This is a genomic window from Pseudomonas sp. MBLB4136 (genome assembly GCF_051904765.1).
Taxonomy (GTDB): Bacteria; Pseudomonadota; Gammaproteobacteria; order Pseudomonadales; family Pseudomonadaceae; genus Aquipseudomonas.
Genome location: NZ_CP196713.1, coordinates 486,676 through 511,719 on the forward strand (window position 1 = coordinate 486,676; position 25,044 = coordinate 511,719).

Below are 25,044 nucleotides of genomic sequence, written 5' to 3' on the forward strand. Positions count from 1 at the left end.
TCTCCCCGGTTCAAACGATGGTGAACAGGGGCTGATCGTATTCCACCGGCTGGCCGTTCTCGCCCAGGATGGATTCGATCACGCCGCTGGTCTCGGCCTCGATGTGGTTCATCATCTTCATCGCCTCGACGATGCAGAGGATGTCGCCCTTCTTCACGCTCGTACCCACTTCGACGAAGTTGCCCGAAGTTGGCGAGGAGGCGCGGTAGAAGGTGCCGACCATCGGCGAGCGGACCACGGTGCCGTTCAGCTTGGGCGCGGCCGGAGCGGCGGCTTCGGCGGCTGCCGGCGCGGCCGGAGCGGCGGCTGGAGCGACAGGCGCGGCGGCCTGGGCATAGACCGGCTGCTGCATGAAGGCCGGCTGCTTGCTGTGGCGGCTGATGCGCACGGACTCTTCGCCCTCGCGAATCTCCAGCTCGTCGATGCCGGACTCTTCCAGCAGTTCGATCAGTTTCTTGACTTTACGAATATCCATAGTTGCTCCACTCCCAGGTGAGGTCAGGGCCGTTCAAGTTGTTCGAGCGCGGCCTCCAGGGCCAAGCGGTAACCGCTGGCGCCAAGGCCGCAGATCACTCCCACCGCGACGTCGGAAAAGTAGGAGTGATGGCGGAAAGGTTCGCGTTTGTGCACGTTGGACAGGTGCACTTCGATGAATGGGATGCTCACCGCCAGCAATGCGTCACGTAATGCGACGCTGGTGTGGGTAAAAGCGGCGGGATTGATCAGGATAAAGTCGACACCTTCGCCTTTCGCGGCGTGAATGCGCTCGATCAGCTCGTACTCGGCGTTGCTCTGCAGGTACTGCAGGTGGTGGCCGGCCTCGCGGGCGCGGCGCTCCAGGTCGAGGTTGATCTGCTCCAGGGTGGTGGCGCCGTAGACCCCTGGCTCGCGGGTGCCCAGCAGGTTGAGGTTGGGGCCGTGCAGTACCAGCAAGGTGGCCATGAGCGGGTTCCTAAGGTGTCCAATGCTGCGCGCGACTATGCCGCAGAATACGCAGGACTGTCCAGTTGCCAGGAGTAGCCGGCACGATGTCAGTAGTTTGCGGCAGATATGTGACTGAGGAGCTCAGAGGCGTTCGCGTGCTCGGCTCAGGCGCGCGGCGAAGGTCGGAGCATCCACCTCGCCGACCACGCGCAGGTCGAGCCATTCCTCGCCCTTGGGGTCGAACAGCAGGAGCGCCGGTGGGCCGAACAGCTGGTAGCGGTCGAGCAGGGCGCGTTGCGCCGGGGAACTGTCGGTCATGTCGAAGCGTACCAGGCGAAAGCCGGCCAGTTGGCTGCCGACCCGCGGTTCGCTCAGCACCTCGCGTTCGATCACCTTGCAGCTGATGCACCAGTCGGCGTACCAGTCTAGCAGCAGCGGCTGGGCGCTGGTTTTCGCCGCGGCGAAGGCGGCCTCCAGGTCGGCGGGGCTGCTGACGGTCTGCCAGCCCTCGACGCCGATCTGGCTTGCCGGCGCACCCGCCAGCACCGCCGGGCGGCCGAGCGGTCGCAGCGGGTCGTCCTGGCCCTGCAGGGCGCCGGTCCAGCTGGCCAGGGCATAGACCAGCAACGCCAGGCCGGCCAGCTGGGCGAGTTTCTGCCCGTGGGTTTTCGGGCCGAACTCCAGGGCGCCGAGGAACAGCGCGGCGCCACCGGCGAGCAGGCCCCACAGCGCCAGCGAAAGCGGGCCGGGCAGCACCCGTTCGAGCAGCCACACCGAGACGGCCAGGAGCATGACGCCGAACAGGTTCCGCACGCCGGTCATCCAGGCGCCGCTCTTGGGCAGCAGCGCGCCGCCGCCGGCCCCGATCAGCACCAGGGGCGCGCCCATGCCCAGGCCCAGGGCGAACAGCTGCAGGCCGCCGCCGAGGGCGTCGCCGGTGCTGCTGATATACAGCAACAGGCCGGTCAGCGGTGCGGTAACGCAGGGCGAGACGATCAGGCTGGAGAGCACCCCGAGGGTGGCCGCGCCGGCGACGGTGCCGCCGCGGGTCTGTGCCGCCTGGCGGTCGAGGCGCTCGCGGATGAACGCCGGCAGGCGCAGCTCGAACAGGCCGAACATGGCCAGGGCGAACAGCGCGAAAAAGGTGGCGAAGGGCACCAGTACCCAGGGCGACTGCAGCATGGCCTGCAGGTTCAGGCTGGCGCCGAACACCCCCATCAGCGCGCCGAGCGCCGCATAACAGGCGGCCATCGGCAGCACGTAGGCCAGCGACAGGACCAGGCCGCGGCCGTTGCTCGGGCGTCCGCGCAGCACCACGCCGGAGAGGATCGGCAGCATCGGCAGCACGCAGGGGGTGAAGGTCAGGCCCAGGCCGGCGAGGAAGAACAGCGCCAAATCGCGCCAGTTCCAGCTGGAGTGCGTGCCGCCGGGGAGGGCGACGCCGGCAGCCAGGCCGCCATCGATTGCCAGCACCTCGGTTTCCGGCGGATAGCACAGGCCCTTGTCGGCGCAGCCCTGATAGGTCACCTGCAGGTCGAACGGGACCTGGCCGGGGCTGCTGCGGGGCAGCTCGACGTCGAGCACGCCGTAGTACACCTCGACCTCGCCGAAGTAGTCGTCGGTCTTGTGCTTGCCGGCCGGCAGTTGCGCCTCGCCCAGGCCGACGTCGGCCGGTTCGCTGGTGAACTTGAAGCGGTGCTTGTAGAGGTAATAGCCCTCGGCGGCGACGAAGCGCAGCTTGATCGCATCGGCCGAGCTGTCGACCAGGCTCAGCTGGAATGCCTCGCGCACCGGCAGGAAATCGGCACTGTTGTTCAGCGCCGCGCCCAGTGGCGCCGAGGCGGGACGGTTGTCGAGCAGGCCGGCGCTGGCGGGCAGGGCGAACAGCAGCAGAAGCAGGCAGAGCAGGCGGCGCATGGAAGTCTCGTCTTTGGCTGGTGCCTGCATCATAACCAAGCCGGCGCGGAGGGGGCAGGGTGCAGGCTGTAAGCGGTCGTGTCCAAGGCGCGGATGGTCGGCCGCGCCGCTGGCCGCCTACAGGCGGAACGCCTGCACCGCGGTGTGCAGCTGCTCACCCAGGCGCAGCAGTTGCTCGCCCTGCTGGCGCCCGGTGCCGATGCGCAGCAGGTTGTCGCCGCCGAGCTGGTGAATGCGCTCGCTGTGGCCGCGGATTCCGCTGACCGCGTCGCTCTGCTGGGCGGTGGCGGCGGCGATGCGCTCGGCCATGCTGGCGATGGTGCGGATTGCCGCGACTATGTCGTCGAGGGCGCCTTCGGCGGCCTCGGCCTGACTGGCGGTGGTCTCGGCGTGCTCGACCTGGGCGCGCATGGCGTCCACCGACTGGCGTGCGGCCTGCTGCAGGCGCGCGATCAGCTCCTGAATCTCCTGGGTGGCGCTGCTGGTGCGCTGCGACAGCGAGCGCACCTCGTCGGCGACCACGGCGAAGCCGCGCCCGGCATGCCCGGCGCGCGCCGCTTCGATGGCGGCGTTGAGCGCCAGCAGGTTGGTCTGTTCGGCGACGCCGCGGATCACCGTCAGCACATTGCCGATGGTGGCGGTTTCCTCGGCCAGGCGTTCGATGGCCTGGGCGTTGCCCTGCACCTCGCCGACCAGGGCGTGCAGCCCGCTCAGGCTCTGGCCGATGACCTGCTGGCCCTGGCCCAGGGCGAGGTCGGCATCGCGGCTGGCGGCGGCCGCATGGCTGGCGTCGCCGGCCACCTGCTGGATGGTGCATTCCAGCTCGCCGAGGGCATCGCGGATCTGCGCGGTGTCGCCGGCCTGGCGCTCGGCGCCAGCGTGCAGGCCGCCGCTGAGATCGGCCAGGGTACGACTGGAGCCGGCCACCTGCTCGGCGTGCAGGCGGATGGTGCCGACCAGTTCGACCAGGTAGGCGCGCAGGCGATTGAGCGAGGCCTCGATGTCGCACAGCTCGGGGGTGCGGGTGTCCAGACGAATGTCGCCGGCGAAGTCGCCCTCGGCCCAGGCCGACAGCGCCGGCACCAGTCGCTCGAGCAGACGGGTCAGGCGGCGTTGGAGGCGGTCGATGGTCAGGGCGATGAGCAGGATCAGGCCGATCATCAGGCCCTGGACCAGGCGGACCTCTGCCTGGATCCGCCCGTGCTCGGCACGTACCAGCGGCTCCAGGGCGCCCAGGGCCTGTTGCACGGCGTCGAGCCGCTGGCGGGTGAGCTGGAGCAGCTGGCCACGCTGTTCGATCAGCGCCTGGGTGCGCTGCAGTTCCGCCGGGTAGCGGGCCACCAGGCTGGCCAGGTCGCGCTTCAGGGCAATGCCGCGGTCCTGCGCCGGTTCGCTGGCGCCTTCGCTGCCCAGACCGAGCAGGGCGGCGAAGCCATCGCCGGCCGATTCCCGCTCCTCTGCCACGCCGAGCAGGGGCAGGGCGTCGAGGGCTTCGGCCTGGCGCCGCAGTGCGGTCAGCTCGCGCTCGACGTCGGCGGCCAGTTCGTTGCGGCCGCTGCCGACCAGCTTGTTGCGGGCATGGGCCAGACGCCCGAGGTGCTGGGCGGCGTCGAACAACGGGCGCCGGTAGCGGGCGGCAGGGGCAGAGTCGGCACTGTCGGCGTACTGGGCGAGCTGCTCGAGGGTGCCGGCCATCTCCCGTTCGGCCTGCAGCAGCAGGCCCTGGGGATCGCCGGCCAGCTTGCCGGCGGCGAGCAGCTCGCCGGCGGCGAAGTCGCGCAGCGCGACGAGACTCGGGCGCAGGTCCTCGGCCAGTTGCCCCGGCAGTGAGGCGACTGCTGGCTCCAGGCTGTCGATGGCCTGCAGCGCGGCGCTGTGGCGCAGCGCGTCGCCACTGTCGAGGTAGTCGAGGGTATTGCGGGCGACCTGCTGCTGGAACTGCTGCGACAGGCTCAGGTAGCGCGCCATCAACAGGTAGGGACGCTCCAGGGCGTGCTGCGACCACCAGAGCGTGGCGCCGAGGGCGATGCACACGGCTACCAGCAGCAGGGTATTGAGGTTGGTGAGGGACTTCAGGCGCATAGAACTCGACCGGCGATAAGACGGTGGAGGCCACCCCGTCCTGGGGCGACCGCTAAGTCTATGAACGTATTGCGTTTTGATGACGTCGGTGTGACAGCGTGGGCGGCTTCACACTTTCCGGGTGCGGCTTCAGTCGCTGAACAGCTCGACCCGGTTGCGTCCGCCGTGCTTGGCGCGGTACAGCGCCTCGTCGGCCTGCTGGGACAGGCGCTTGCTGTCCTGCTCGCCATTCAGCTCGGCGATGCCGGCGCTGAAGGTGCAGGACAGGTCCTGGGGTTGCGCCGGGTAGCGGATTTCGGCGAAACGTTGGCGGATCTCGTCGAGCACCCGGCGCGCGGCCTGGGCGTCGGTGCCCGGCATGACCACGGCGAACTCCTCGCCGCCGTAGCGGCCGATGTGGTCGCTCTTGCGCAGGCGCTGCTTGAGGAACAGCGCCAGGCTCTTGATCACCCGGTCGCCCATGGGGTGGCCGTAGGTGTCGTTGACCTTCTTGAAGAAGTCGATGTCGAGCATGGCGAAGCTCAGCGGCTGGTCGTCGCGCTGGGCGCGGTAGCGTGCGTCTTCGAGCAGCTGCAGGGTGTGGGTGTGGTTGTACAGGCCGGTCAGGCTGTCGCGCACCATGCGCGCCTTGAGGTTGCGCGCGCGGGCGGCGCGATTGCGCACGGTGGCGATCAGGTGGCGCGGCTTGATCGGCTTGGTGAGGAAGTCGTCGCCGCCCTCGCTCATGGCGTCGAGCTGCTTGTCCAGGTCGTCCTCGGCGGACAGGTAGATGATCGGCACGCTGACATAGCGGTCGTTGTGACGGATCACCTTGGCCAGCTCGGTACCGGTGCAGTTCGGCATGTACATGTCGAGGATGATCAGGTCGGGCTGGAATTCGGCCAGCTCGGCCATCGCCTGGATCGGCTCGGTCAGGGTGCGGGTGACGATGCCGGCGCCGTTGAGCACCCGTTCGGTGTGGGTGGCCTGGGCCCGCGAATCGTCGATGATCAGCACCCGGTAGGGGTCGTACTGGGCGACATGGGTGAGCACCTCGATGCGCTCGAGCAGGGTGGAGGCGTCCAGGGTGCCGGTGAAGAACTCCTGGCCGCCGGCGCGCACCGCCGCCAGGCGGGTCGGGGTGTCGGTGTCGTGGTGGCTGTAGAACAGCAGCGGGATCTTCTGCTCCAGGCCCTGCTGCACCGCTTCGGCCAGTTGCAGGCCGCAGCCCGGCCCGGAGAAATTCACCTCCATGAGGATGGCCGCCGGGTGGCGCTCGAGCATCGCCGCGCGGAAGGCATTGGCGCTGTCCAGCGGTTGCGCGGTCATGCCGAAGAACTCCAGCTGCTGGGCCAGGCGTTCGGCGCGCTCGAGGTGTTGCAGGGCCAGGTAGACCGGCTTGCGCAGCGGCGGCAGGACGGTCTGCTCGAAGCTGTCGCCGTGGCGCAGGCCGGTGCGTGACAGGCGCTGCATCAGCTGGTTGAGTTCACTGATCACGGCGCTGTTGAGGCGGCCGCGGTTGTCGGCGACGGCCTGCAGGCAGTGGCCGATGCCTTCGGCCAGCTGCAGGTGTTCGGCCTGCTCGAAGCGCTCGGCGTAGCGTTGCAGCAGCAGTGCCGCCTCGCCCAGTTCGTGCATGCTGGCATCGTTCCAGTCGAGGCGCTGCAGGCGCTGCCAGACCTCCAGCACCTGGCGGGCCTGGTTGATCACGCGCTGGGCGAAGTGCTGCTTGAGTCGATCGCGGCTGGGGTCGGTGTGCTCGGTCATGTCCCTGACTCTTGTCGTGGCGCTGAGGCCCGGCTGGCTGGTGGCTGCATGCTATCACTGTGGGGGCGCCACGCCAGTGCCGCCGATCTCATCTGACAGGCCTTCCATCCCGGAGAATCGACACGCCTCCGCAGCCTCATCGCGCTCGAGTTTGCCGGTCGGCGCTGCGCAGGGGCCTATGCTTCCCTTATAGTGCAAGACCGCCGCGCAACCTCCATCGGGGATTGTGGTCGGACAACCGAATGCCGTAGATGAAGGACTTTGCCATGCTGGACTGGAAGAAGGGCGCAGCAGGTGTGCGCGACAGCCTCGAAGACTCGGGCGACAACGCACGCAAGAAATCTGGAGGCGGCTGGCTCGGCCGCGGGGTAAGTAGCCTGGTCGGCCTCTACCTGCTGGCGGCGCTGGTGGTCGGCTGGTACTGGAGCCAGGAGCCCGAGCTGTTCCCGGTGCAGGCCCAGGCCCAGGCCGCGGCGCAGAAGGCCCAGCGGCAGATGGTCAATGGCTACACCACGGTGGAAACCCTCAAGCGGGTCGCCAGCACCCTGCTGGACAAGCCCGGCGGCTACCTGTCCAACGACATGGCGCCACCGGGGCTGTGGCTGGACAACATGCCGAGCTGGGAGTACGGCGTGCTGGTGCAGGTGCGTGACCTGTCGCGGGCGCTGCGCAAGGACTTCGCCCGCTCGCAGTCGCAGTCCACCGAAGACGTCGACCTGGCCAAGGCCGAGCCGCGCTTCAACTTCGACAACAAGAGCTGGGCGCTTCCGGCCTCCGAGTCGGAGTACCGCGAAGGGATCAGGCTGCTCGACCGCTACCTGGCCCGTCTGGCCGACCCGAGCAAGCCCGGCGCGCAGTTCTTCACCCGTGCCGACAACCTCAACAACTGGCTGGGCGATACCGCGACCCGCCTCGGCTCACTGTCGCAGCGCCTGTCCGCCAGCGTCGGCCAGGTGCGCCTGAACACCGATCTGCCGGACCCGGCCCTGGCCGAGGAAGGCACCGGCGGCATCGCCGAGGGCATCTACGAGACGCCGTGGATGCAGATCGACAACGTGTTCTACGAGGCCCGCGGCCAGGCCTGGGCCCTGTCCCATCTGCTGCGCGCGATCGAGGTGGACTTCGCCGATGTGCTGGCGAAGAAGAACGCCACCATCAGCCTGCGGCAGATCATTCGCGAGCTGGAGGCCGCCCAGGAAACCCTGTGGAGCCCGATGATCCTCAATGGCAGCGGCTACGGCCTGCTGGCCAACCACTCGCTGGTGATGGCCAACTACATCTCGCGGGCCAATGCGGCGATCATCGACCTGCGTACCCTGCTGAGCCAGGGCTAGTGGCGCCGTCAGAGCGCGAGGCGGCCCATCGCGCCGCCTCCGATGCCGAGCTGGTGGCCTGGGTCGACACAGACGACCGCCCGCTAGGCAGCCTGCCGCGCGCCGAGCTGAGCCGACGCGGCCTGATCGGTCGTGGCACCTTCATCCTCCTGTTCAACTCCGCCGGCCAGCTGTGCGTGCACCGGCGCACCCTGAGCAAGGCGCTGTATCCCGGTTACTGGGACGTGGCGGCCGGCGGCATGGTACTGGCCGGCGAAAGCTACGCCGAATCGGCGACCCGCGAGCTGGCCGAGGAACTGGGCATCGCCGGGGTCGAATTGTGCGAGCACGAACGCTTCTTCTTCGACCAGGCCGGCAATCGCCTGTGGTGCGCGGTGTATTCGGCGCAGTCGGATGCGCCGCTGATCCTGCAGCCGGAAGAGGTGCTCGAGGCGCACTTCATCGCCCCGCAGCAGGCGCTGGCCGAGAGCAACGAAAAGCCCTACTGCCCGGACTCGCTGGAGGCGCTGCGGCGCTACCTGGCGGGCTGAGGCCGTCGATCGACGGTGACTGTGCAACATAGCGCGGCATTGCCGTGCGCTATGTTGGACGGGGTCGCCTATCTGTCGGCTAATGGCGCAAATTTGTACTTAGCAACGGCGGGCTTTGCCTTTACACTGCGCGCCCTCTAAGCCCGAGCCGTCCAGCTCGGCTGCGCTGCCCCTGCCAGAGTGGGGCTTCGCGGCTGATAGCCATCAGCCAGTCGCTATCCTGACCCCTACGAGGACAAGCCGGTGGTCAAGAAAGCTTCGTCATTGTCCGCCCTCGGCGGCCTGGTGTATTCCACCGACAGCGGCCGGCATTGCCCGGACTGCAGCCAGCCGGTGGACGCCTGCATCTGCCACAAGACCCAGATTCCCGCCGGTGACGGCATCGCCCGCGTGCGCCGCGAGACCAAGGGCCGTGGCGGCAAGACGGTGACCACCGTCAGCGGCGTGCCCCTGGCCGAAGAGCCGCTCAAGGAACTGGCCAGCGCGCTGAAGAAGCGCTGCGGCTGCGGCGGTGCGCTGAAAGACGGGGTGATCGAGATCCAGGGCGATCACGTCCAGCTGCTCCTCGACGAACTGCTCAAACGCGGCTTCAAGGCGAAGAAGTCCGGCGGCTAGCCGGGCTCTTTTCCCAAGTCTTCTAAACTTTCTCGGCAAGTCGCGGGTCGACTGCCGGGCTTTGTTCATTTGCTCACTCTAATCTGCTGTTGCCCGGGCTGACCCCCTGGCCTCCATCTCTAGCAAGGGAGAACTCGATGTCTGCACGACGCACACGCAAAGATGACGGTAGCCAGTGGACGGTCGCGGACAGCCGCAGCGTCTACGGCATTCGTCATTGGGGCGCGGGGTATTTCGCGATCAATGAAAGCGGCCGCGTCGAGGTGCGCCCCAACGGCCCGGGCAGCACGCCGATCGACCTGTTCGCCCAGGTCGAGGAGCTGCGCGAGAGCGGCCTGAGCCTGCCGCTGCTGGTGCGCTTCCCGGACATCCTGCAGGACCGCGTGCGCGGCCTGACCGGCGCCTTCGACGCCAACATCGCGCGCCTCGGCTACCAGAACCAGTACACCGCGCTGTACCCGATCAAGGTCAACCAGCAGGAGGCGGTGGTGGAGAACATCATCGCCACGCAGAACGTCTCCATCGGCCTGGAAGCCGGCTCCAAGCCGGAGCTGCTGGCGGTGCTGGCGCTGGCGCCGAAGGGCGGCACCATCGTCTGCAACGGCTACAAGGACCGCGAGTTCATCCGCCTGGCGCTGATCGGCCAGAAGCTCGGCCACAGCGTGTTCATCGTCATCGAGAAGGAATCCGAGGTGCAGCTGGTGATCGAGGAGGCGGCCGAACTCAAGGTCGCCCCGCAGATCGGCCTGCGCGTGCGCCTGTCGTCGCTGGCCTCAAGCAAGTGGGCCGACACCGGCGGCGAGAAGTCCAAGTTCGGCCTGTCGGCGGCGCAGCTGCTGTCGGTGGTCGAGCGTTTCCGCGAGGCGGGGCTCGACCAGGGCATCCGCCTGCTGCACTTCCACATGGGCTCGCAGATCGCCAACCTGGCCGACTACCAGCACGGCTTCCGCGAGGCCATCCGTTACTACGGCGAGCTGCGCGGCCTCGGCCTGCCGGTCGACCACGTCGACGTCGGCGGCGGCCTGGGGGTCGACTACGACGGTACCCACTCGCGCAACGCCAGCTCGATCAACTACGACATGGACGACTACGCCGGCGTGGTGGTGGGCATGCTCAAGGAGTTCTGCGACGCCCAGGAGCTGCCACACCCGCGCATCTTCTCGGAGAGCGGCCGCTCGCTGACCGCGCACCACGCGATGCTGATCGTGCAGGTCACCGATGTGGAGAAGCACAACGACGAGGTGCCGGTGATTGAGGACGTCGCCAGCCTGCCGGAGACCGTGCAGCACCTGGTCGAGCTGCTCGGCCCCACCGACATCGAGATGGTCACCGAGACCTACTGGCGCGCCACCCACTACATCAGCGACGTGGCCGCGCAGTACGCCGAGGGCAAGGTCAGCCTGCGCGAGAAGGCCCTGGCCGAGCAGTGCTATTTCGCCGTGTGCCGGCGCCTGTACGACTCGCTGAAGGCGCGCCAGCGCTCGCACCGCCAGGTGCTCGACGAGCTCAACGACAAGCTGGCCGACAAGTACATCTGCAACTTCTCGGTGTTCCAGAGCCTGCCGGACACCTGGGCGATCGATCAGGTGCTGCCGATCCTGCCGCTCAACCGTCTGGACGAGGAGCCGCTGCGCCGCGCCGTGCTGCAGGACCTGACCTGCGATTCCGACGGCAAGATCAAGCAGTACGTCGACGAGCAGAGCATCGAGACCAGCCTGCCGGTGCATGCACTGCGGGAGGGCGAGGACTACCTGCTGGGCATCTTCCTGGTCGGCGCCTACCAGGAGATTCTCGGTGACATGCACAACCTGTTCGGTGACACCGACTCGGTGAACATCTACCAGAATCAGGACGGTAGCGTGTATCACGCCGGCATCGAGACCCACGACACCATCGAGGACATGCTGCGCTACGTGCACCTGTCGCCGGAGGAGCTGATGACCCACTACCGCGACAAGGTGGCCAGCGCCAAGATCAGCGCCCGCGAGCGTACCCAGTTCCTCGATGCCCTGCGCCTGGGCCTGACCCGCTCCTCCTACCTGGCGTCCTGACGCTTCGCCGCCCAATGAAAACGCCCGGCTCGTGCCGGGCGTTTTCGTTTCCGCCGGCGCTCAGCCGATGTAGCCGACGCCGCGGGCCATCAGCGCCGCCAGCAGCGGAATCAGCAGCAGCAACAGCAGCTCCAGGCGGATGACCAGGGTCACCCGCCGGGCCTGGCTCGCGCTGACCTCGGGCAGCTGGCCGGCCTTCAGGCTCTTGCGCCAGCCGAGGAACAGCAGGGTCGGCACGATCGACAGCAGGCCGACCAGGACGAACAGGGTGAGCTTGGCGTGGAACAGGCCGTTGTGCAGGTAGTAGTCCAGGCCCTTGGCGAACCACAAGGCCCGCGCCGCGCCGGTGAGCAGCACCAGCACGGCGCTCATGCCATAGGCGGCGTCGAGGCGCACCAGGCTGCGCGCCCGCTGCAGGTCCAGGGGCAGCTTGAACAGCTGGTGTTCCAGGGTCAGCAGGGCGAACAGGACGAAGATCGACAGGTAGTGCAGGTAGGCAGCAATGGCTTCGGCCATGGGAGTTTCCTTACTCGGTGGAACAGTCGGTTGGGCGTGGGTGGGTCGGCCCGGGGGCGCCGAACCACGCGTCGCGGCGGGTCAGGCGATACGCATAGCCACCCAGGCTGAGGCTTCGCAGTAGCATGAAGGCAAGGAAGGCCAGCCACAAGCCGTGGTTGCCCAGGGGCTGCAGCAGCCAGCCCAGCGCCAGGCTCGGCAGCAGCGCCAGGAGCATGGCGTCGCGCATCTCCCGCGCCCGGGTGGCGCCGATGAACAGGCCGTCGAGCAGGTAGCTCGACACCGCGATCACGGGCAGCAGGGCCAGGTAGGGCAGGTAGTCGAAGGCCGTGGCACGGACCACCGCGATGTCGGTCTGCAGGGCGATGAACCAGCGGCCGCCGAACCCGAAGAACAGGGCGAAGCCGAGGCTAGCCAGCAGCGACCAGCCGGCGGCGACGATCAGGCTGCGGCGCAGGGCCCGGCGGTCGCCGGCGCCGAGGGCGTGGCCGCACAGCGCCTCGACGGCATGGGCCAGGCCATCGAGGGCATGGGCGGTGAGCAGCAGGCCGTTGAGCAGCAGGGCGTTGGCCGCCACCGTGGCGTCGCCCAGGCGGGTACCCTGCACCGTGACCAGGAAGAACACCGATTGCAGCGCCAGGCTGCGGATAAAGATGTCGCGATTGACCGCCAGCAAGGGGCGCCAGCTGGCCCAGCGGTGCAGCAGCGGCCACTCGATGCCGCCGGCATAGGCGGCCAGGGCGCGCCGGGCCAGGTACAGGCCGAGCAGTGCGCCGCTCCATTCGGCCAGCACCGAGGCCCAGGCGGCGCCGGCCACGCCCCACTGCAGGCCGAGCACCAGCAGCAGGTCGAGGGCGACGTTGAGCAGGTTGGTGGTCAGCAGGATGGCCAGCGGTCCGCGGGCGTTCTGGGTGCCGAGCAGCCAGCCGATCAGCGCGTAGCTGGCCAGTGCCGCCGGCAGGCCGAGCAGGCGGATGTGCAGGTAGCTGCGCGCCAGCTCGTCGAGGGCCGCCGAGGGCTGCATCAGGCTCAGGGCCAGGCCGCTGAAGGGCAGCGCCAGGAGCATCAGCAGCAGCGCCAGGCCGCCGGCCAGCAGCAGGCCCTGGCACAGCACCTGGCGCAGGGCGCCGCCGTCCTCGCGGCCGGCGGCCTGGGCGGCGAAGCCGGTGGTGCCCATGCGCAGGAAGCCCACGGTCCAGGCCAGCAGGGTATACAGGCTGGCGCCGACGGCCACGGCGGCGAGCTGATGGGCGTGGGGCAGGTGGCCGACCACCGCGCTGTCGACCAGCGCCACCAGCGGCACGGACAGGTTGGAGAGGATCATCGGCGCCGCCAGGGCCCAGACCCGTTGGTGGGTCGGACGGTGACGCCAGGCATCGCGTAGCAAGGACATAGGGGCTCCCGGACAGCGCTGCAGTATACGGAAGGCGTCGCCGCGCCGATAAGCCGGGTGCCGGCCCGGGCTGTGCGCGGCCTGGCAGCTTGCCGGCCGGGCCCTGGGCTATAGTGTCCGGCGTCCGCACCCGCCATGTCTGGAGCCCGCAATGCCGAACAAAGGACTGCTTCTGGCACTTGTCCTGAGCCTGCTCAGCGCCTGTGATTCCTCCACCGAGCCGGCCCAGGTCAGCGCCACGCCGGCGTCGGCACCGGCCAGTAGCGCCCCGCCGGCGCCGCCCCGGGTCGACCGCGAGGCCCTGGCCGCGCGCTATGCCGGTCGCGAGCTGAGCGTGGTGGATGTCTCCGAGGTGCAGCTGGACGGCGCCAGTGCCCTGTCGGTGAGTTTCTCGGTGCCGCTGGAGCCCGAGCAGAACTTCGCCGAGCGCCTGCACCTGGTCGACAGCAAGACCGGCAAGGTCGATGGTGCCTGGGAGCTGGCCGACAGCCTGATGGAGCTGCGCCTGCGCCACCTGGAGCCGCGACGCAAACTGGTACTGACCGTGGATGCCGGCCTGCGCGCGGTCAACGGCGCCGAGCTGGCCGGCGAACATATCAGCCGCGTGCAGACCCGCGACCTGCAGCCCAGCGTCGGATTCGCCAGCCGCGGCTCGCTGCTGCCGACCCGGCTGGCCGAAGGCTTGCCGGTGATCGCCCTGAACGTCGACCGGGTCAACGTCGAATTCTTCCGCATCAAGCCCCAGGCGCTGCCGCGCTTTCTGGCCCAGTGGGGGCGCAGCAGCAACCTGGAAACCTGGGAGGCGCAGCAGCTGCTGCCGATGGCCGAGCTGGTGTATGGCGGACGCTTCGACCTCAACCCGGCGCGCAACACCCGCGAGACCCTGCTGCTGCCGCTCGCCGGCCTGCCACCGTTCCAGCAGCCAGGGGTGTACCTGGCGGTGATGCGCGAGGCCGGCAGCTACGGCTACTCGCAGCCGGCCACGTTGTTCAGCCTCAGCGACATCGGCCTGTCCGCCCACCGCTACGGCCAGCGCCTGGACGTGTTCACCCAGGCCCTGGCGGGTGGCCAGGCATTGGCCGAGGTCGAGCTGGAGCTGCTCGATCACAAGGGCCGGGTGCTGGCCGCGGGCAAGACCGACGACGCCGGCCATGCCGAACTGCCGTTGCCGGCCAAGGCCGATCTGCTGCTGGCGCGCCAGGGCGAGCAGACCAGCCTGCTGCGCCTCGCCGGGCCGGCCCTGGACCTGGCCGAGTTCGATATCGCCGGGCCCAAGGCGCAGCCGTTGCAGTTCTTCGTGTTCGGCCCGCGGGATCTCTATCGCCCGGGCGAGACCGTGCTGCTCAATGCCCTGCTGCGCGACGCCGACGGCCGCGCGGTGCCGGCCCAGCCGGTCAGCGTCGAGGTGCGCCGGCCGGACGAGCAGGTCAGCCGCAAGTTCGTCTGGCAGGCTGATGACGCCGGCCTCTACCAGTACCAGCTGCCACTGGCCGAGGAGGCGCCGACCGGGCGCTGGCAGTTGCTGCTCGACCTTGGCGACGGCCAGCCGCAGCTCTACGAGTTCGCCGTCGAGGACTTCCTCCCCGAGCGCCTGGCCCTGGAACTCGAGGGCCGCGACAGCCCCTTCGCCCCGGCCGAGCAGGCCGAGTTCGCGGTGAGCGGGCGCTACCTCTATGGCGCCCCGGCCGCCGGCAACCGCCTCAGTGGCCAGCTCTACGTGCGCCCGCTGCGCGAGGCGGTGGCCGGCCTGCCGGGCTATCAGTTCGGCTCGGTCACCGAGCCGGAACTGAGCCAGGACATCGAACTGGAGGAAACCACCCTGGATGAGCAGGGCCAGGCCCGGCTGGAGATCGACAGCCGCTGGCGCGACGCCAGGTCGCCGTTGCAACTGATCCTCCAGGCCAGCCTGCAGGAGTCCGGTGGCCGCCCCATCACCCGCCGCCTGGTGCAGCCGGTGTGGCCGGCCGAGCGCCTGCCGGGGCTGCGCGGCCTGTTCGACGGCGAGCAGGTCGACGCCGACAGCCTGGCCGAGTTCGAGGTGCTGGTGACCGACGCCGCCGGGCGCAAGTTGGCCGCCGAGCAGCTGACGGTGCGCCTGGTGCGCGAGCGCCGCGATTACTACTGGAACTTCTCGGCGAGCGACGGCTGGAGCCACCACTACAACGAGAAGTACCTGACCCTCAGCGAGCAGCCGCTCAGTGTCGCGGCCGGCGCCACGGCGAAGGTCAGCTTCCCGGTGGAGTGGGGGCCGTACCGGGTCGAGGTGATCGACGGCCAGACCGGCCTGCTCAGCAGCCTGCGCTTCTGGGCCGGCTACCGCTGGCAGGACAACGCCGGCGGCGGTGCGGTGCGCCCGGATCAGGTCAAGCTGGCCCTGGACCAGCCGGCCTATGTCGAGGGCGACACCGCCCAGGTCACGGTCACCCCGCCGGCCGCCGGCAACGGCTACCTGCTGGTCGAATCCAGCGACGGCCCGCTGTGGTGGCAGGAGATCGAGGTGCCGGCCGAGGGCAAGCGCTTCGAGATTCCCATCGCCAAGGCCTGGGCGCGCCACGACCTGTACGTCAGCGCCCTGGTGATCCGCCCCGGCGAACGGCAGGGCAACGCCACGCCCAAGCGCGCGGTCGGCCTGCTGCACCTGCCGCTCGAGCGCGCGCCGCGCAAGCTGGCGCTGCGCCTCGAGGCCACGGAGAAGATGCGACCCCAGCAGCCGCTGAAGATCAAGGTGCAGGCGCGCAACGCCGATGGCAGCGTGCCCCGGCGGGCCCGGGTGCTGGTCGCCGCGGTGGATGCCGGCATCCTCAATATCACCGGCTACTCCACTCCCGACCCCTTCGCCGCGCTGTTCGGCCGCAAGGCCTACGGCGCCGATCAGCTGGATGTCTACGGCCAGCTGATCGAGGCCGGCCAGGGCCGGGTGGCCAAGCTGGCCTTCGGCGGCGACGCGGCCCTGGCCGCCGGCGGCAAGCGCCCGGACACCAGCGTGCTGATCGTCGCCCTGCAGAGCCAGCCGCTGTGGCTGGACGAGCAGGGCGAGGGTGAAGTCAGCCTGGACATCCCCGACTTCAACGGCGAGCTGCGCCTGATGGGCCAGGCCTGGACCGACGAGCGCTACGGCATGGCCGAGGCCAAGACCCTGGTGGCCGCGCCGCTGATCGCCGAACTGTCGGCGCCGCGCTTTCTCGCCGGCGGCGACGAAACCCGCCTGGCGCTGGACCTGCACAACCTGTCCGGCCGGGCCCAGCAGCTGCAGGTGCAGCTGGCCGTCGAGGGCCAGCTGCAACTGGCAGACGCGGCAGAGGCGGTGCACGGCATTCGCCTGGACGCAGGCGAGCGGCGCATCCTGCGCCTGCCGGTGCGGGCCCTCGGCGGCTACGGCCAGGGGCGCATCGGCGTCGAGGTGCAGGGCCTGACATTGCCCGGCGAGTCGCTGCCGCCCTTCACGCGCCAGTGGACCCTGGGCGTGCGCCCGGCCTACCCGGCGCAGCTGCGGCAGTTCCGCGCGGTGCTCGAGGACCAGCCCTGGCGCCTGCCGGACGACGCCCTGCAAGCCTTCGAGCCGGCCGGACTGGAGGCGCGCCTGCAGCTGTCCAGCCGCCCGCCGCTCAACCTCGGCGAGCACATCCGCGCGCTCAAGGCCTACCCCTATGGTTGCCTGGAGCAGACCACCAGCGGCCTGTATCCGTCGCTCTATGCCGACGCGGCGAGCCTCCAGCGCCTCGGCATCGCGGCCGAGCCCGAGCCCCAGCGGCGGAGGGCTATCGAACTGGGCATCGAGCGCCTGCTGGGCATGCAGCGGCACAACGGCAGCTTCGGCCTGTGGGGCGCCGACGGCAGCGAGGAGTTCTGGCTGACGGCCTACGTCACCGACTTCCTCCTGCGCGCCCGCGAGCAGGGCTTCGGCGTGCCGGCCGAGGCGCTGAAGAAGGCCAGCGAGCGCCTGCTGCGCTACCTGCAGGAGCGCAACCTGATCGAGGTCGACTACAGCCAGGACGGCAACCACAGCCGCTTCGCCGTGCAGGCCTACGCCGGCTATGTCCTTGCGCGCAGCCAGCAGGCGCCGCTGGGCGCCCTGCGCAGCCTGTTCGAGCGGCGCGGCGACGCCCAGTCCGGCTTGCCGCTGGTGCACCTGGCCGTGGCCCTGCAGAAGATGGGCGATGCGCCGCGCGCCGAGCAGGCCCTGGCCGCCGGCCTGGCGCGCGGCCGCGACAGCCAGCGCTGGCTGGCCGACTACGGCAGCGCGCTGCGCGACCAGGCGCTGATCCTGGCCCTGCTGGAGGAACACGAACTGGCCGCCGGCAGCCGCGAGCAACGGCTGTTCGCCCTGGCCGACGAAGTCGCCAGCCAGCGCTGGCTGTCGACCCAGGAGCGCAACGCCCTGTTCCTGGCCGGGCGCACCCTGCTCGGCAAGCCCGAGGCGGCCTGGACGGCCCAGCTGCAGAGCGGGGCCTTCGCCTTCAGCCTGAGTGACGCCCAGCCGGGCCTCAAGCTCGAGGGCGAGCAACTGGCCGCGCCGCTGACCATCAGTCACGCCGGCGCGGCGCCGCTGTACCAGCATCTGACCCTGTCCGGCTACCCGCGCGCAGCGCCGGCGGCCGGCGGCGAGAACCTCAGCATCTTCCGCGAGTACCTGGGCATGGACGGCCGCCCGCTGGACTTAGGGGCGCTGAAGAGCGGCGAGCTGGTGCTGGTGCACCTGACCGTGGCGGCCAAGCAGCGGGTGCCCGATGCCCTGGTGGTTGACCTGCTGCCGGCCGGCCTGGAGCTGGAAAACCAGAACCTGGCGCAGAGCGCCGCCAGCCTGGCCGATGCCGGCAGCGCCGTGCAGGAGTGGCAGCGTTCGATGCAGAGCGCGCGGCTCAAGCACCAGGAGTTCCGTGGTGATCGCTACGTCGCCGCCCTGGACCTCTATGGCCACGGCACCACCCACCTGCTGTACCTGGCGCGCGCCGTGACCCCGGGCAGCTACCGGGTGCCGCCGCCCCAGGTCGAATCCATGTACCGGCCGAACTGGCAGGCCCTGGGCGAGTCGCCGGGGCACCTGGTGATCGAGGAGCGGTGAGGGCGAACCGGCCCGCCGCCCCAGAGGGGCGGCGGGCCGGGCCTATTGAATCAGGCCGCTGAGCAGCCACAGGCCGAGGAACAGCCACACCAGCCCGGCGATGATCGAGCGGCGCAGGAAGGCGCGCAGTGCGGCGTAGAGCAGCAGCAGGCCGATCACCAGCACGGCGATGCCGAGCAGCGACGGGGTGATGCCGAGGGCCTGGGACAGGCCCGAGATGAAGCCGGCGACCGCGCTGCCCATCAACTCGAAAAAGCCGCCCAGGGCCTCGACGACAAAGCGGATCAACTCGCCAAAGGCCCGGCCCAGCCACTCGAAAAAACTTTCCACCTGCATTCGACAAATCCTTTCCGCCCTGCGGCGCAGTGGGTAATCGCCGGCGAGCGCCGGCGGCAAAGGCGCCTAGTGTGCCACCGGCAGAGCAGATCCGCAGGCCTGGCGGACTGCTGTCAGGGGGAGGGCGGTTCTGCCTGGCGCGCGGATCAGTCCCGCGTTGCTGGACGTGCCAGCAGCCCGGATGCAATCCGTGGCAACGTCTTGCACTGCGTATGGGAGTGCCGGGGGCGAGCCAACTGGTCTGTGCAACTTCGGCCTGGATGGTTTCGGTTCGGAGCGCGGCAGGCAAGCTGGCGTGTGGCACGGGAGCGGATTCTACACATAGGGGATGTGTGCGTTCCCGAATCTCATCGGGGCTGCGGTAGTCGTTTGCGCTGCTAGGACTTTCAGCGAAAAACGGTGGTGAGCGAGCGTCGCTGGTCAGCGTCTCTTGTCAGTTGGGCAGGGTCGGGGCCTACTGCCTTGGGTGGCCCGAGCGGGGCGAGCGGCTCCGTTTCGCCCAGCTCGGGATATGAGGGTTACTGGCCGCTGATCAATTCGGTGACGTTGATCAGCATCGACTGGCCGACCGAGACATAGTCCGGATCGAGTATCGGCGAGCCGAGTTCCGCGTTGGCGAAGCGCGCCGCCTCCTGACGGCAGGCTTCTACCGCAGCCGGCAACAGCGCTACGACTGCAGCCTCGACATTGGGCTCCAGGTAATAGGTCCGGTCGATGGCAGCTCGGGCGTTGGCAAAATCTGCGTCGCAATGGCTGGCTAGCGCCGGGGCTGCCGCCAGCAGCGCGGCAGCTGCTGCAAGGTGACGTGACAGCATGTTCATGATGGATACCTCCTTGCTCACGGTTAGTTGGTGGCGGCGATGCTCGCACAGATGACATAAGCGGTGCCGTCGACTCTAGTGCTGCCGTTTGCCCTAGTCAGCGTGACCTCCCAAGATGCCTCGGCTATCGGGTAGCTTTGGGTCACCCGCCAATCGTCGTTGGTATTTTGTATGCCTCCGCTCAGGACCTTGTTTGTGCCGCTGCAGACTGCTGTACAGGAAATGGTGCTTGGATTGTTTTGGCCGGTAGGCGATTTGCAGCTCGCTGTCTTTTTCTCCCAGTTAGCCAGCCCCGGCATCCCCTGAGGTCCAGATGAGCCGGTCGCACCTTGTGGTCCTTGTGGTCCTTGTGGTCCTTGTGGTCCGACGCCACCTTGTGGACCCTGAGGGCCTGTGGCGCCGATTGCGCCAGTGTCACCTTTGGGGCCCTGAGGGCCGGTGTTGCCGGTCGTGCCCTGTGGGCCTTGCGGCCCCATGGGGCCAGCCTCACCCCGCGGCCCAGCGGGGCCTGTTTCACCCCGTGGTCCCATAGGCCCGGTTTCGCCTACCGAGCCCTGAGGGCCTTGAGGCCCCGCGTTGCCGACCGCGCCCTGTGGGCCCATGGGCCCGATTTCGCCTATCGGGCCCGGCAGGCCTTGAAGCCCGGTGTTGCCAGCCGCGCCCTGGAGGCCAGTCTCACCCTGCGGTCCCATTGGCCCTGCATCGCCCCTGTCTCCTTTATCGCCCTTGGCGCGTGCACAGCCTCCGCGCCCGTTCTCGCAATCCCATACGCGTTGTTCGAGGGCGCCTACTCCGCCCTTGAGGTTGGCTACGGTATGAGTCACATCGTGATCGGCCAGCGTCGTTCCGCTGAAGCCGAGCAGCGTGATGGATATGAATACCGCAGGAAGAGTCGCTGCCGCTTTTTGGGCTAGCCTGGCCAGTGTCGATCCCGCCACCGGATACTGCGCTTCAACCGGATAACTGTTTTCCATGATCAATGTCCTGTCGATAGTTGAGAGGCAATCGCTCCACTCGAACCTGGCGAGCCCGCCATTGATCTACCTGATCAGCCTTCCGTGAGGCGAAGTCGTCCCAGGGGCTGCCGCCTTCGCGGTAACCTCTGCTGTCGCGTTATGAGAGTGATGCCAGGGTTGCGTGCCAACTGATCCGGCTGAGCGGCCGACTTGGCCTGATATCAGTTTGATATTGGTTTAGGCAGGCGCGGATACTCTGTAAAGCCGCGAGCCGTGGAAAAATGCACCAGGTGACAGTATTCCGACGATCGGTAGATTTTGTGTGTTATGTCTGGTTGGTGGCGTCATTTTTACGACTTTTAGAGTAGTGGCTAATTGTAATCAATCACTCAATAAGTCGTTAAATTTAAAGGAGTTAGCGCTTTGATCTGGTGGTCGCAGTGGCGGCAGGTTGTCAGGCTCGGCAGGGCGCGTCGTCGAGCCTGGCTGATGGCAGCATTGCTGCTGATGCCGGCATCGCTGTGGCTGGCCGACCGGCTGTTTCCGCTGCCGCTGCCGGACGACGACCTGGCCCGGGTGGTGCTGGCCGAGGACGGCGCGCCGCTGTGGCGCTTCGCCGATGCCGAGGGGGTGTGGCGCTACCCGGTGAGCCCGCAGCAGGTCTCGCCCTACTACCTGCAGGCGCTGCTGACCTATGAGGATCGCTGGTTCTACCGGCATCCCGGGGTCAACCCCCTGGCCCTGGTGCGCGCCACCTGGCAGAACCTGCGCGGCGGGCGGGTGGTGTCCGGTGGCAGCACCCTGTCGATGCAGGTGGCGCGCCTGCTCGATCCCCACGACCGCTCGCTGGCCGGCAAGCTCAAGCAGCTGGCGCGCACCCTGCAGCTGGAATGGCACCTGTCCAAGGACGAGATTCTCGGCCTGTACCTCAACCGAGCCCCCTTTGGCGGCACCCTGCAGGGCGTGGCGGCGGCCAGCTGGAGCTACCTGGGCAAGTCACCGGCCAGCCTGACTCGCGCCGAGGCGGCCCTGCTCGCGGTGTTGCCCCAGGCCCCCAGCCGCCTGCGCCCGGACCGTCACCCGCAACGCGCCCAGGCGGCGCGCGACAAGGTGCTGGCGCGGTTGGCCGGCTTCGGCGTGTGGCCGCAGGCGCTGGTCGAGGATGCCCTGGAGGAGGCGGTGCTGCTGGCGCCGCGCCGGCAGCCGTCGCTGGCGCCGCTGCTGGCGCGGCGGCTGAATGTACCCGGCAGCCCGCCGCTGATCCGCACCACCCTCGATGCCGCGCTGCAGCGCCGCCTGGAGGACCTGCTGCTGGGCTGGCGCGCGCGCCTGCCGGAGCGCACCTCGGCGGCGATCCTGGTGGTCGAGCAGCCAAGCATGGCGGTGCGTGCCTACCTGGGCTCGGTGGATATCGGCGATGCCGCGCGCTTCGGCCATGTCGACATGATCAGTGCCGTGCGCTCGCCCGGTTCGACCCTCAAGCCCTTCCTCTACGGCATGGCCCTGGATGCCGGGCTGATCCATTCCGAATCCCTGCTGCAGGACGTGCCGCGGCGCTACGGCGACTACCGCCCCGGCAACTTCGCCGCCGATTTCAGCGGCGCGGTATCGGCCAGCCAGGCCCTGGCCAGCTCCCTCAACCTGCCCGCGGTGCAATTGCTGGAGGCCTACGGCCCCAAGCGTTTCACCGGCGAGCTGCGCCATGCCGGCGTGCCCCTGGCCCTGCCGCCGCTGGCCGAACCGAACCTGGCGCTGATCCTCGGCGGCGCCGGCAGCCGCCTGGAAGATCTGGTCAGCGGCTACAGCGCCTTCGCCCGTGGTGGGCGCGCCGCGCGCCTGCGCCTGCAGCCCGGCGACGCCCTGCACGAGCGGCGCCTGCTGTCCCCCGGCGCCGCCTGGATCGTGCGGCGCATCCTCAGCGGCCAGGCGCGCCCGGACCGCGACCCGCGGGCGCAACTGGTGCAGCGCCCGAGCCTGGCCTGGAAGACCGGCACCAGCTACGGCTTTCGCGATGCCTGGGCGATCGGAGTGGCGCCACGCCATGTGATTGGCGTGTGGATCGGTCGCCCGGACGGCACCCCGGTGCCCGGCCAGTTCGGCCTGGCCTCGGCCACGCCGCTGCTGCTGCAGGTGCACGACCTGCTGAGCAACCGCGACAGCCAGCGCGGCATTGCGTTGCCCGCAGACCCGCAGCCCGCCGAGGTCGGTGTGGCGGCGATCTGCTGGCCCCTGGGCCAGCCGTTGGAGCGGGGCGACCCCAACTGCCGGCGCCAGCGCTTCGCCTGGACCCTGGCCGGCACCACGCCGCCGACCCTGCAGGCGCTGGACCAGCCCCTCGGCCTGGGCCTGCGGGAGACCATCTGGCTCAATGCCGAGGGCCTGCGTGTCGATGCCGGCTGTGCCGGCGCCGAGGCTCGCGACATCGCCCTGTGGCCGGCGCCGCTGGAGCCCTGGCTGCCGCGCCGCGAGCGGCGCAGCGCGCGCCTGCCGGCGGTCGACCCGCGCTGCCCGCCAAGCCAGCCAGCGGCCGCCGCGCCCCTGTCGATCGTCGGCGTCAGCGACGGCGACCGCCTGCGCCGACCCGCCACCAGCGCCACACCGCTGCGCCTGAGCCTCTCTGCCCTGGGCGGCAGCGGCCGGCGCTGGTGGTTCCTCGACGGCCAGCCGATCGGCGAGAGCGCCGCCGGGGCGGTACTCGAGCAGACCTTCGCGCGCAGCGGTCACTATCGGCTCAGCGTGCTGGACGAAAGCGGACAGACCGCGCGGCTGGGGTTTCGCGTGGATGACTAGAGGGGCGATGGGCGCGCCTTCACTGTCGGCGGATGCCAGGATGTGGAGGATGCCGCGCAGCTTTTCACCCTGCGCATGGTCGAGGGTGGATAACGCTGGCTTATCCACCGCGTTTGGCTGGCCCGAGGCCGGTGCTGTTTTTGCGGCGGCAGCTGGCGGCGCTCCGCGCTATTACTCGGCCAGTTGCGTGATCCTGGCTTGGTGGATCAGATCCGTTCAGCCACCAACGGCAACTATGCGCTTGGCAGTTTGAGGTTTGTGGCAGAGGTGGAGCGCGTGCTGGGGCGGAGGATGATTCGCGGAAAGCCAGGGAGACCGAAACAAACTACCGAGGCCGACTTAAACCCTGGTCTGTCCCCTTGTTTGATCCTTTTTGCTTTTTGCATATCCCGCCAAAGGCGATAGGCTTTGGTCGGGGCGTTCGGCAGCGGCCCGATGCGAGAATAATTCCGGCTTCCGCCCAGACAGCACCCAAAGGTCGTTCAGGTCATGCGCAGTTCGCCCCCAGGCCAGAGTCCATTTCCCGCCCGACCAGCCGCCGTGCTCAGAACCTGGCGCTGGCTGGGGCTGCTGCTGGCCAGCCTTGTCGGGCTGGTCCAGGGCCATCAGACCATTGTCCTGTCCACCAGCGAGGGCTCGCCGATCCAGGACATCTCGGCCGAAGTCCTGAGCGAGGCCTACCAGCGGTTGGGCTATGCGCTGAGCGTCCGCCGGGTGCCCAACGTCCGCTCCTTGTGGCTGGCCAATTCGGGCAAGGTGGACGGCGAAGTCTCGCGCATCGCCGGCATGGAGCAGGAGCATGACCAGCTGATTCGCGTGCCGGTGGCCGTAAACACGATCGAAGTCGCCGCCTTTAGCATAAACGGCGCGCCGGAGATTCAGCGCTGGGAAGATCTGGCGGGCCTGCAACTGGTTTGCGTCAAAGGCTCCCGGGTCGTGGAGAAACATCTGGCGGAGCACAAGCTCCCCTGCCAGGCCGTGACGCATTTTTCCCAGTCCATTCGGATGCTGCAGAAAGGCCGGGTCCAGGTCGCGGTGATTCCCAAGGTGAACGGCCTGGCCGCCATCAAGAGCCTGGGCGCGAGGGGCATCGCCGTGAGCGATCGGATCCTCGCCCGGGAGCCGCTCTATCACTACCTGCACCGCAAGCACGCCGCCGTGGTGCCGCGCCTGAGTGAAGTCTTGCAGGCGATGGTGCAAAGCGGGCGCATCGAGGAGATTCATCGCGCCTACCTCGAGCGCCTGCGGGAACAATAACGCTGCCCCCGTTTTTCCGTTTGCTTCTTGTGCTATTGCGCCGCCAGTTGTTGCTTCATGGCCAGGGGCGCGCGCGGGCCGGGGAGGATGCCGTCCCGTCGGGAGACGGTCAGCAGGCGGTGGCTGGCGATGCCCGCGACTTCGTGGCCGCGGTCGCTCAGGGTGTTGATGATCTGGTTGACCGCGGCGGTGATCAGCATGCCGACCAGGCCGCCGCCGTTGTTGTTCTGGTTCTCCGCGGTACTGGCGCGGGCGCTGCCTTCCCACAGCAACTGGCCGTTGCGCAGGTCGACCAGCTTGGCGTTGGCGGTCACCGCGACTTCGCTGGTCACCAGCATGTAGCTGCTGCCGTACTCGCTGACCTCGATGTACAGGGCGGCATCGGCGCCGAAGATTTCGTGCAGCTTGGCCGGCGGCGCCATGTGCATTTCGGCAGCGTTCATCAGGCCGTTCTGCTTGAAGGTTTCGTCCACCAGTGCCACTGGCAGCACGTAGTAGCCGGCCTCGGCGAGCGGCAGGGTGACGTGGGACAGCACGCTGTAGCTGGCCTTGATGTCCGGCGAGCTGTTGATTGGCGGCAGCACCAGGATGGAGGCGGGGTTGCTCTGCTTGAACGCGGTGTAGTCGTAGGGCGTGGGGGTGGCGCAGCCGCCGAGCAGGCCGGTCAACAGCAGCAGGGCCAGGGCTTTGCAGGAGTTGAAGCGGATCATGGCG

General features: G+C 68.8%; 16 protein-coding genes and 1 pseudogene. 7 read left to right on the forward strand and 10 right to left on the reverse strand.

Annotation, left to right across the window (positions count from 1 at the left end):
- Nucleotides 1–10: 10 nt before the first annotated feature.
- The 5 genes and pseudogenes from accB to ACSX1D_RS02230 all read right to left on the reverse strand — a co-directional run bounded on the left by accB (nt 11) and on the right by ACSX1D_RS02230 (nt 6,669).
- Nucleotides 11–475, reverse strand: a complete 465-nt coding sequence (gene accB / locus ACSX1D_RS02210; protein ID WP_439860783.1) for an acetyl-CoA carboxylase biotin carboxyl carrier protein — start codon at nt 473–475, stop codon at nt 11–13.
- Nucleotides 476–498: 23 nt separating this feature from the next.
- Nucleotides 499–942 (reverse strand): type II 3-dehydroquinate dehydratase, encoded by a 444-nt coding sequence (aroQ, locus tag ACSX1D_RS02215; RefSeq protein ID WP_208708187.1) that lies wholly within the window; start codon nt 940–942, stop codon nt 499–501.
- A gap of 123 nt (nt 943–1,065) precedes the next feature.
- On the reverse strand, nt 1,066–2,841 hold the full coding sequence (locus tag ACSX1D_RS02220; RefSeq protein WP_439860784.1) for a protein-disulfide reductase DsbD: 1,776 nt from the start codon (nt 2,839–2,841) through the stop codon (nt 1,066–1,068).
- 117 nt (nt 2,842–2,958) lie between these two features.
- Nucleotides 2,959–3,468 (reverse strand): annotated as a pseudogene (locus tag ACSX1D_RS02225) (methyl-accepting chemotaxis protein); the annotation flags it as partial.
- Between the two features lie 1,584 nt (nt 3,469–5,052).
- Nucleotides 5,053–6,669, reverse strand: coding sequence for a diguanylate cyclase (locus ACSX1D_RS02230; RefSeq protein WP_439860785.1), 1,617 nt, complete (start codon nt 6,667–6,669; stop codon nt 5,053–5,055).
- 266 nt (nt 6,670–6,935) lie between these two features.
- Here ACSX1D_RS02230 and ACSX1D_RS02235 point away from each other — a divergent pair, with 266 nt between their 5' ends.
- The 4 genes from ACSX1D_RS02235 (at nt 6,936) to speA (ending at nt 11,199) form a co-directional block, all read left to right on the forward strand.
- On the forward strand, nt 6,936–8,003 hold the full coding sequence (locus tag ACSX1D_RS02235) for a DUF2333 family protein (RefSeq protein ID WP_439860786.1): 1,068 nt from the start codon (nt 6,936–6,938) through the stop codon (nt 8,001–8,003).
- Complete coding sequence (locus ACSX1D_RS02240) at nt 8,003–8,533, forward strand: NUDIX hydrolase (protein ID WP_439860787.1); 531 nt, start codon at nt 8,003–8,005, stop codon at nt 8,531–8,533. The genes ACSX1D_RS02235 and ACSX1D_RS02240 overlap by 1 nt, the downstream gene beginning before the upstream one ends.
- A 243-nt stretch (nt 8,534–8,776) precedes the next feature.
- Nucleotides 8,777–9,148 (forward strand): translation initiation factor Sui1, encoded by a 372-nt coding sequence (locus ACSX1D_RS02245; protein WP_208708193.1) that lies wholly within the window; start codon nt 8,777–8,779, stop codon nt 9,146–9,148.
- A gap of 137 nt (nt 9,149–9,285) precedes the next feature.
- Nucleotides 9,286–11,199, forward strand: coding sequence for an arginine decarboxylase (gene speA / locus ACSX1D_RS02250; RefSeq protein WP_439860788.1), 1,914 nt, complete (start codon nt 9,286–9,288; stop codon nt 11,197–11,199).
- Nucleotides 11,200–11,259: 60 nt separating this feature from the next.
- Here speA and ACSX1D_RS02255 read toward each other — a convergent pair whose 3' ends face one another.
- Both ACSX1D_RS02255 and ACSX1D_RS02260 read right to left on the reverse strand, forming a co-directional pair.
- Nucleotides 11,260–11,715 carry a DUF2214 family protein gene (locus ACSX1D_RS02255; protein WP_439860789.1) on the reverse strand — a complete coding sequence of 152 codons (456 nt, stop codon included), beginning with the start codon at nt 11,713–11,715 and terminating at the stop codon, nt 11,260–11,262.
- Between the two features lie 10 nt (nt 11,716–11,725).
- On the reverse strand, nt 11,726–13,108 hold the full coding sequence (locus ACSX1D_RS02260; RefSeq protein WP_439860790.1) for an MATE family efflux transporter: 1,383 nt from the start codon (nt 13,106–13,108) through the stop codon (nt 11,726–11,728).
- A 151-nt stretch (nt 13,109–13,259) separates the two neighbouring features.
- Between ACSX1D_RS02260 and ACSX1D_RS02265 the strand changes: the two genes are divergently transcribed.
- Entirely contained in the window at nt 13,260–18,170 is a 4,911-nt protein-coding gene (locus ACSX1D_RS02265) for an alpha-2-macroglobulin family protein (RefSeq protein WP_439860791.1), read from the forward strand.
- Nucleotides 18,171–18,212: 42 nt separating this feature from the next.
- Here ACSX1D_RS02265 and ACSX1D_RS02270 read toward each other — a convergent pair whose 3' ends face one another.
- On the reverse strand, nt 18,213–18,506 hold the full coding sequence (locus ACSX1D_RS02270; RefSeq protein ID WP_439860792.1) for a hypothetical protein: 294 nt from the start codon (nt 18,504–18,506) through the stop codon (nt 18,213–18,215).
- Nucleotides 18,507–19,024: 518 nt separating this feature from the next.
- Nucleotides 19,025–19,327, reverse strand: coding sequence for a hypothetical protein (locus ACSX1D_RS02275; RefSeq protein WP_439860793.1), 303 nt, complete (start codon nt 19,325–19,327; stop codon nt 19,025–19,027).
- A gap of 1,445 nt (nt 19,328–20,772) precedes the next feature.
- Between ACSX1D_RS02275 and pbpC the strand changes: the two genes are divergently transcribed.
- Entirely contained in the window at nt 20,773–23,073 is a 2,301-nt protein-coding gene (gene pbpC, locus ACSX1D_RS02280) for a peptidoglycan glycosyltransferase PbpC (RefSeq protein ID WP_439860794.1), read from the forward strand.
- 540 nt (nt 23,074–23,613) lie between these two features.
- Nucleotides 23,614–24,330 carry a substrate-binding periplasmic protein gene (locus ACSX1D_RS02285; RefSeq protein WP_439860795.1) on the forward strand — a complete coding sequence of 239 codons (717 nt, stop codon included), beginning with the start codon at nt 23,614–23,616 and terminating at the stop codon, nt 24,328–24,330.
- A gap of 32 nt (nt 24,331–24,362) precedes the next feature.
- On the opposite strand, the gene ACSX1D_RS02290 is transcribed toward ACSX1D_RS02285, so the two are convergent.
- Nucleotides 24,363–25,040, reverse strand: a complete 678-nt coding sequence (locus tag ACSX1D_RS02290; protein ID WP_439860796.1) for a DUF799 domain-containing protein — start codon at nt 25,038–25,040, stop codon at nt 24,363–24,365.
- Nucleotides 25,041–25,044: the final 4 nt, after the last annotated feature.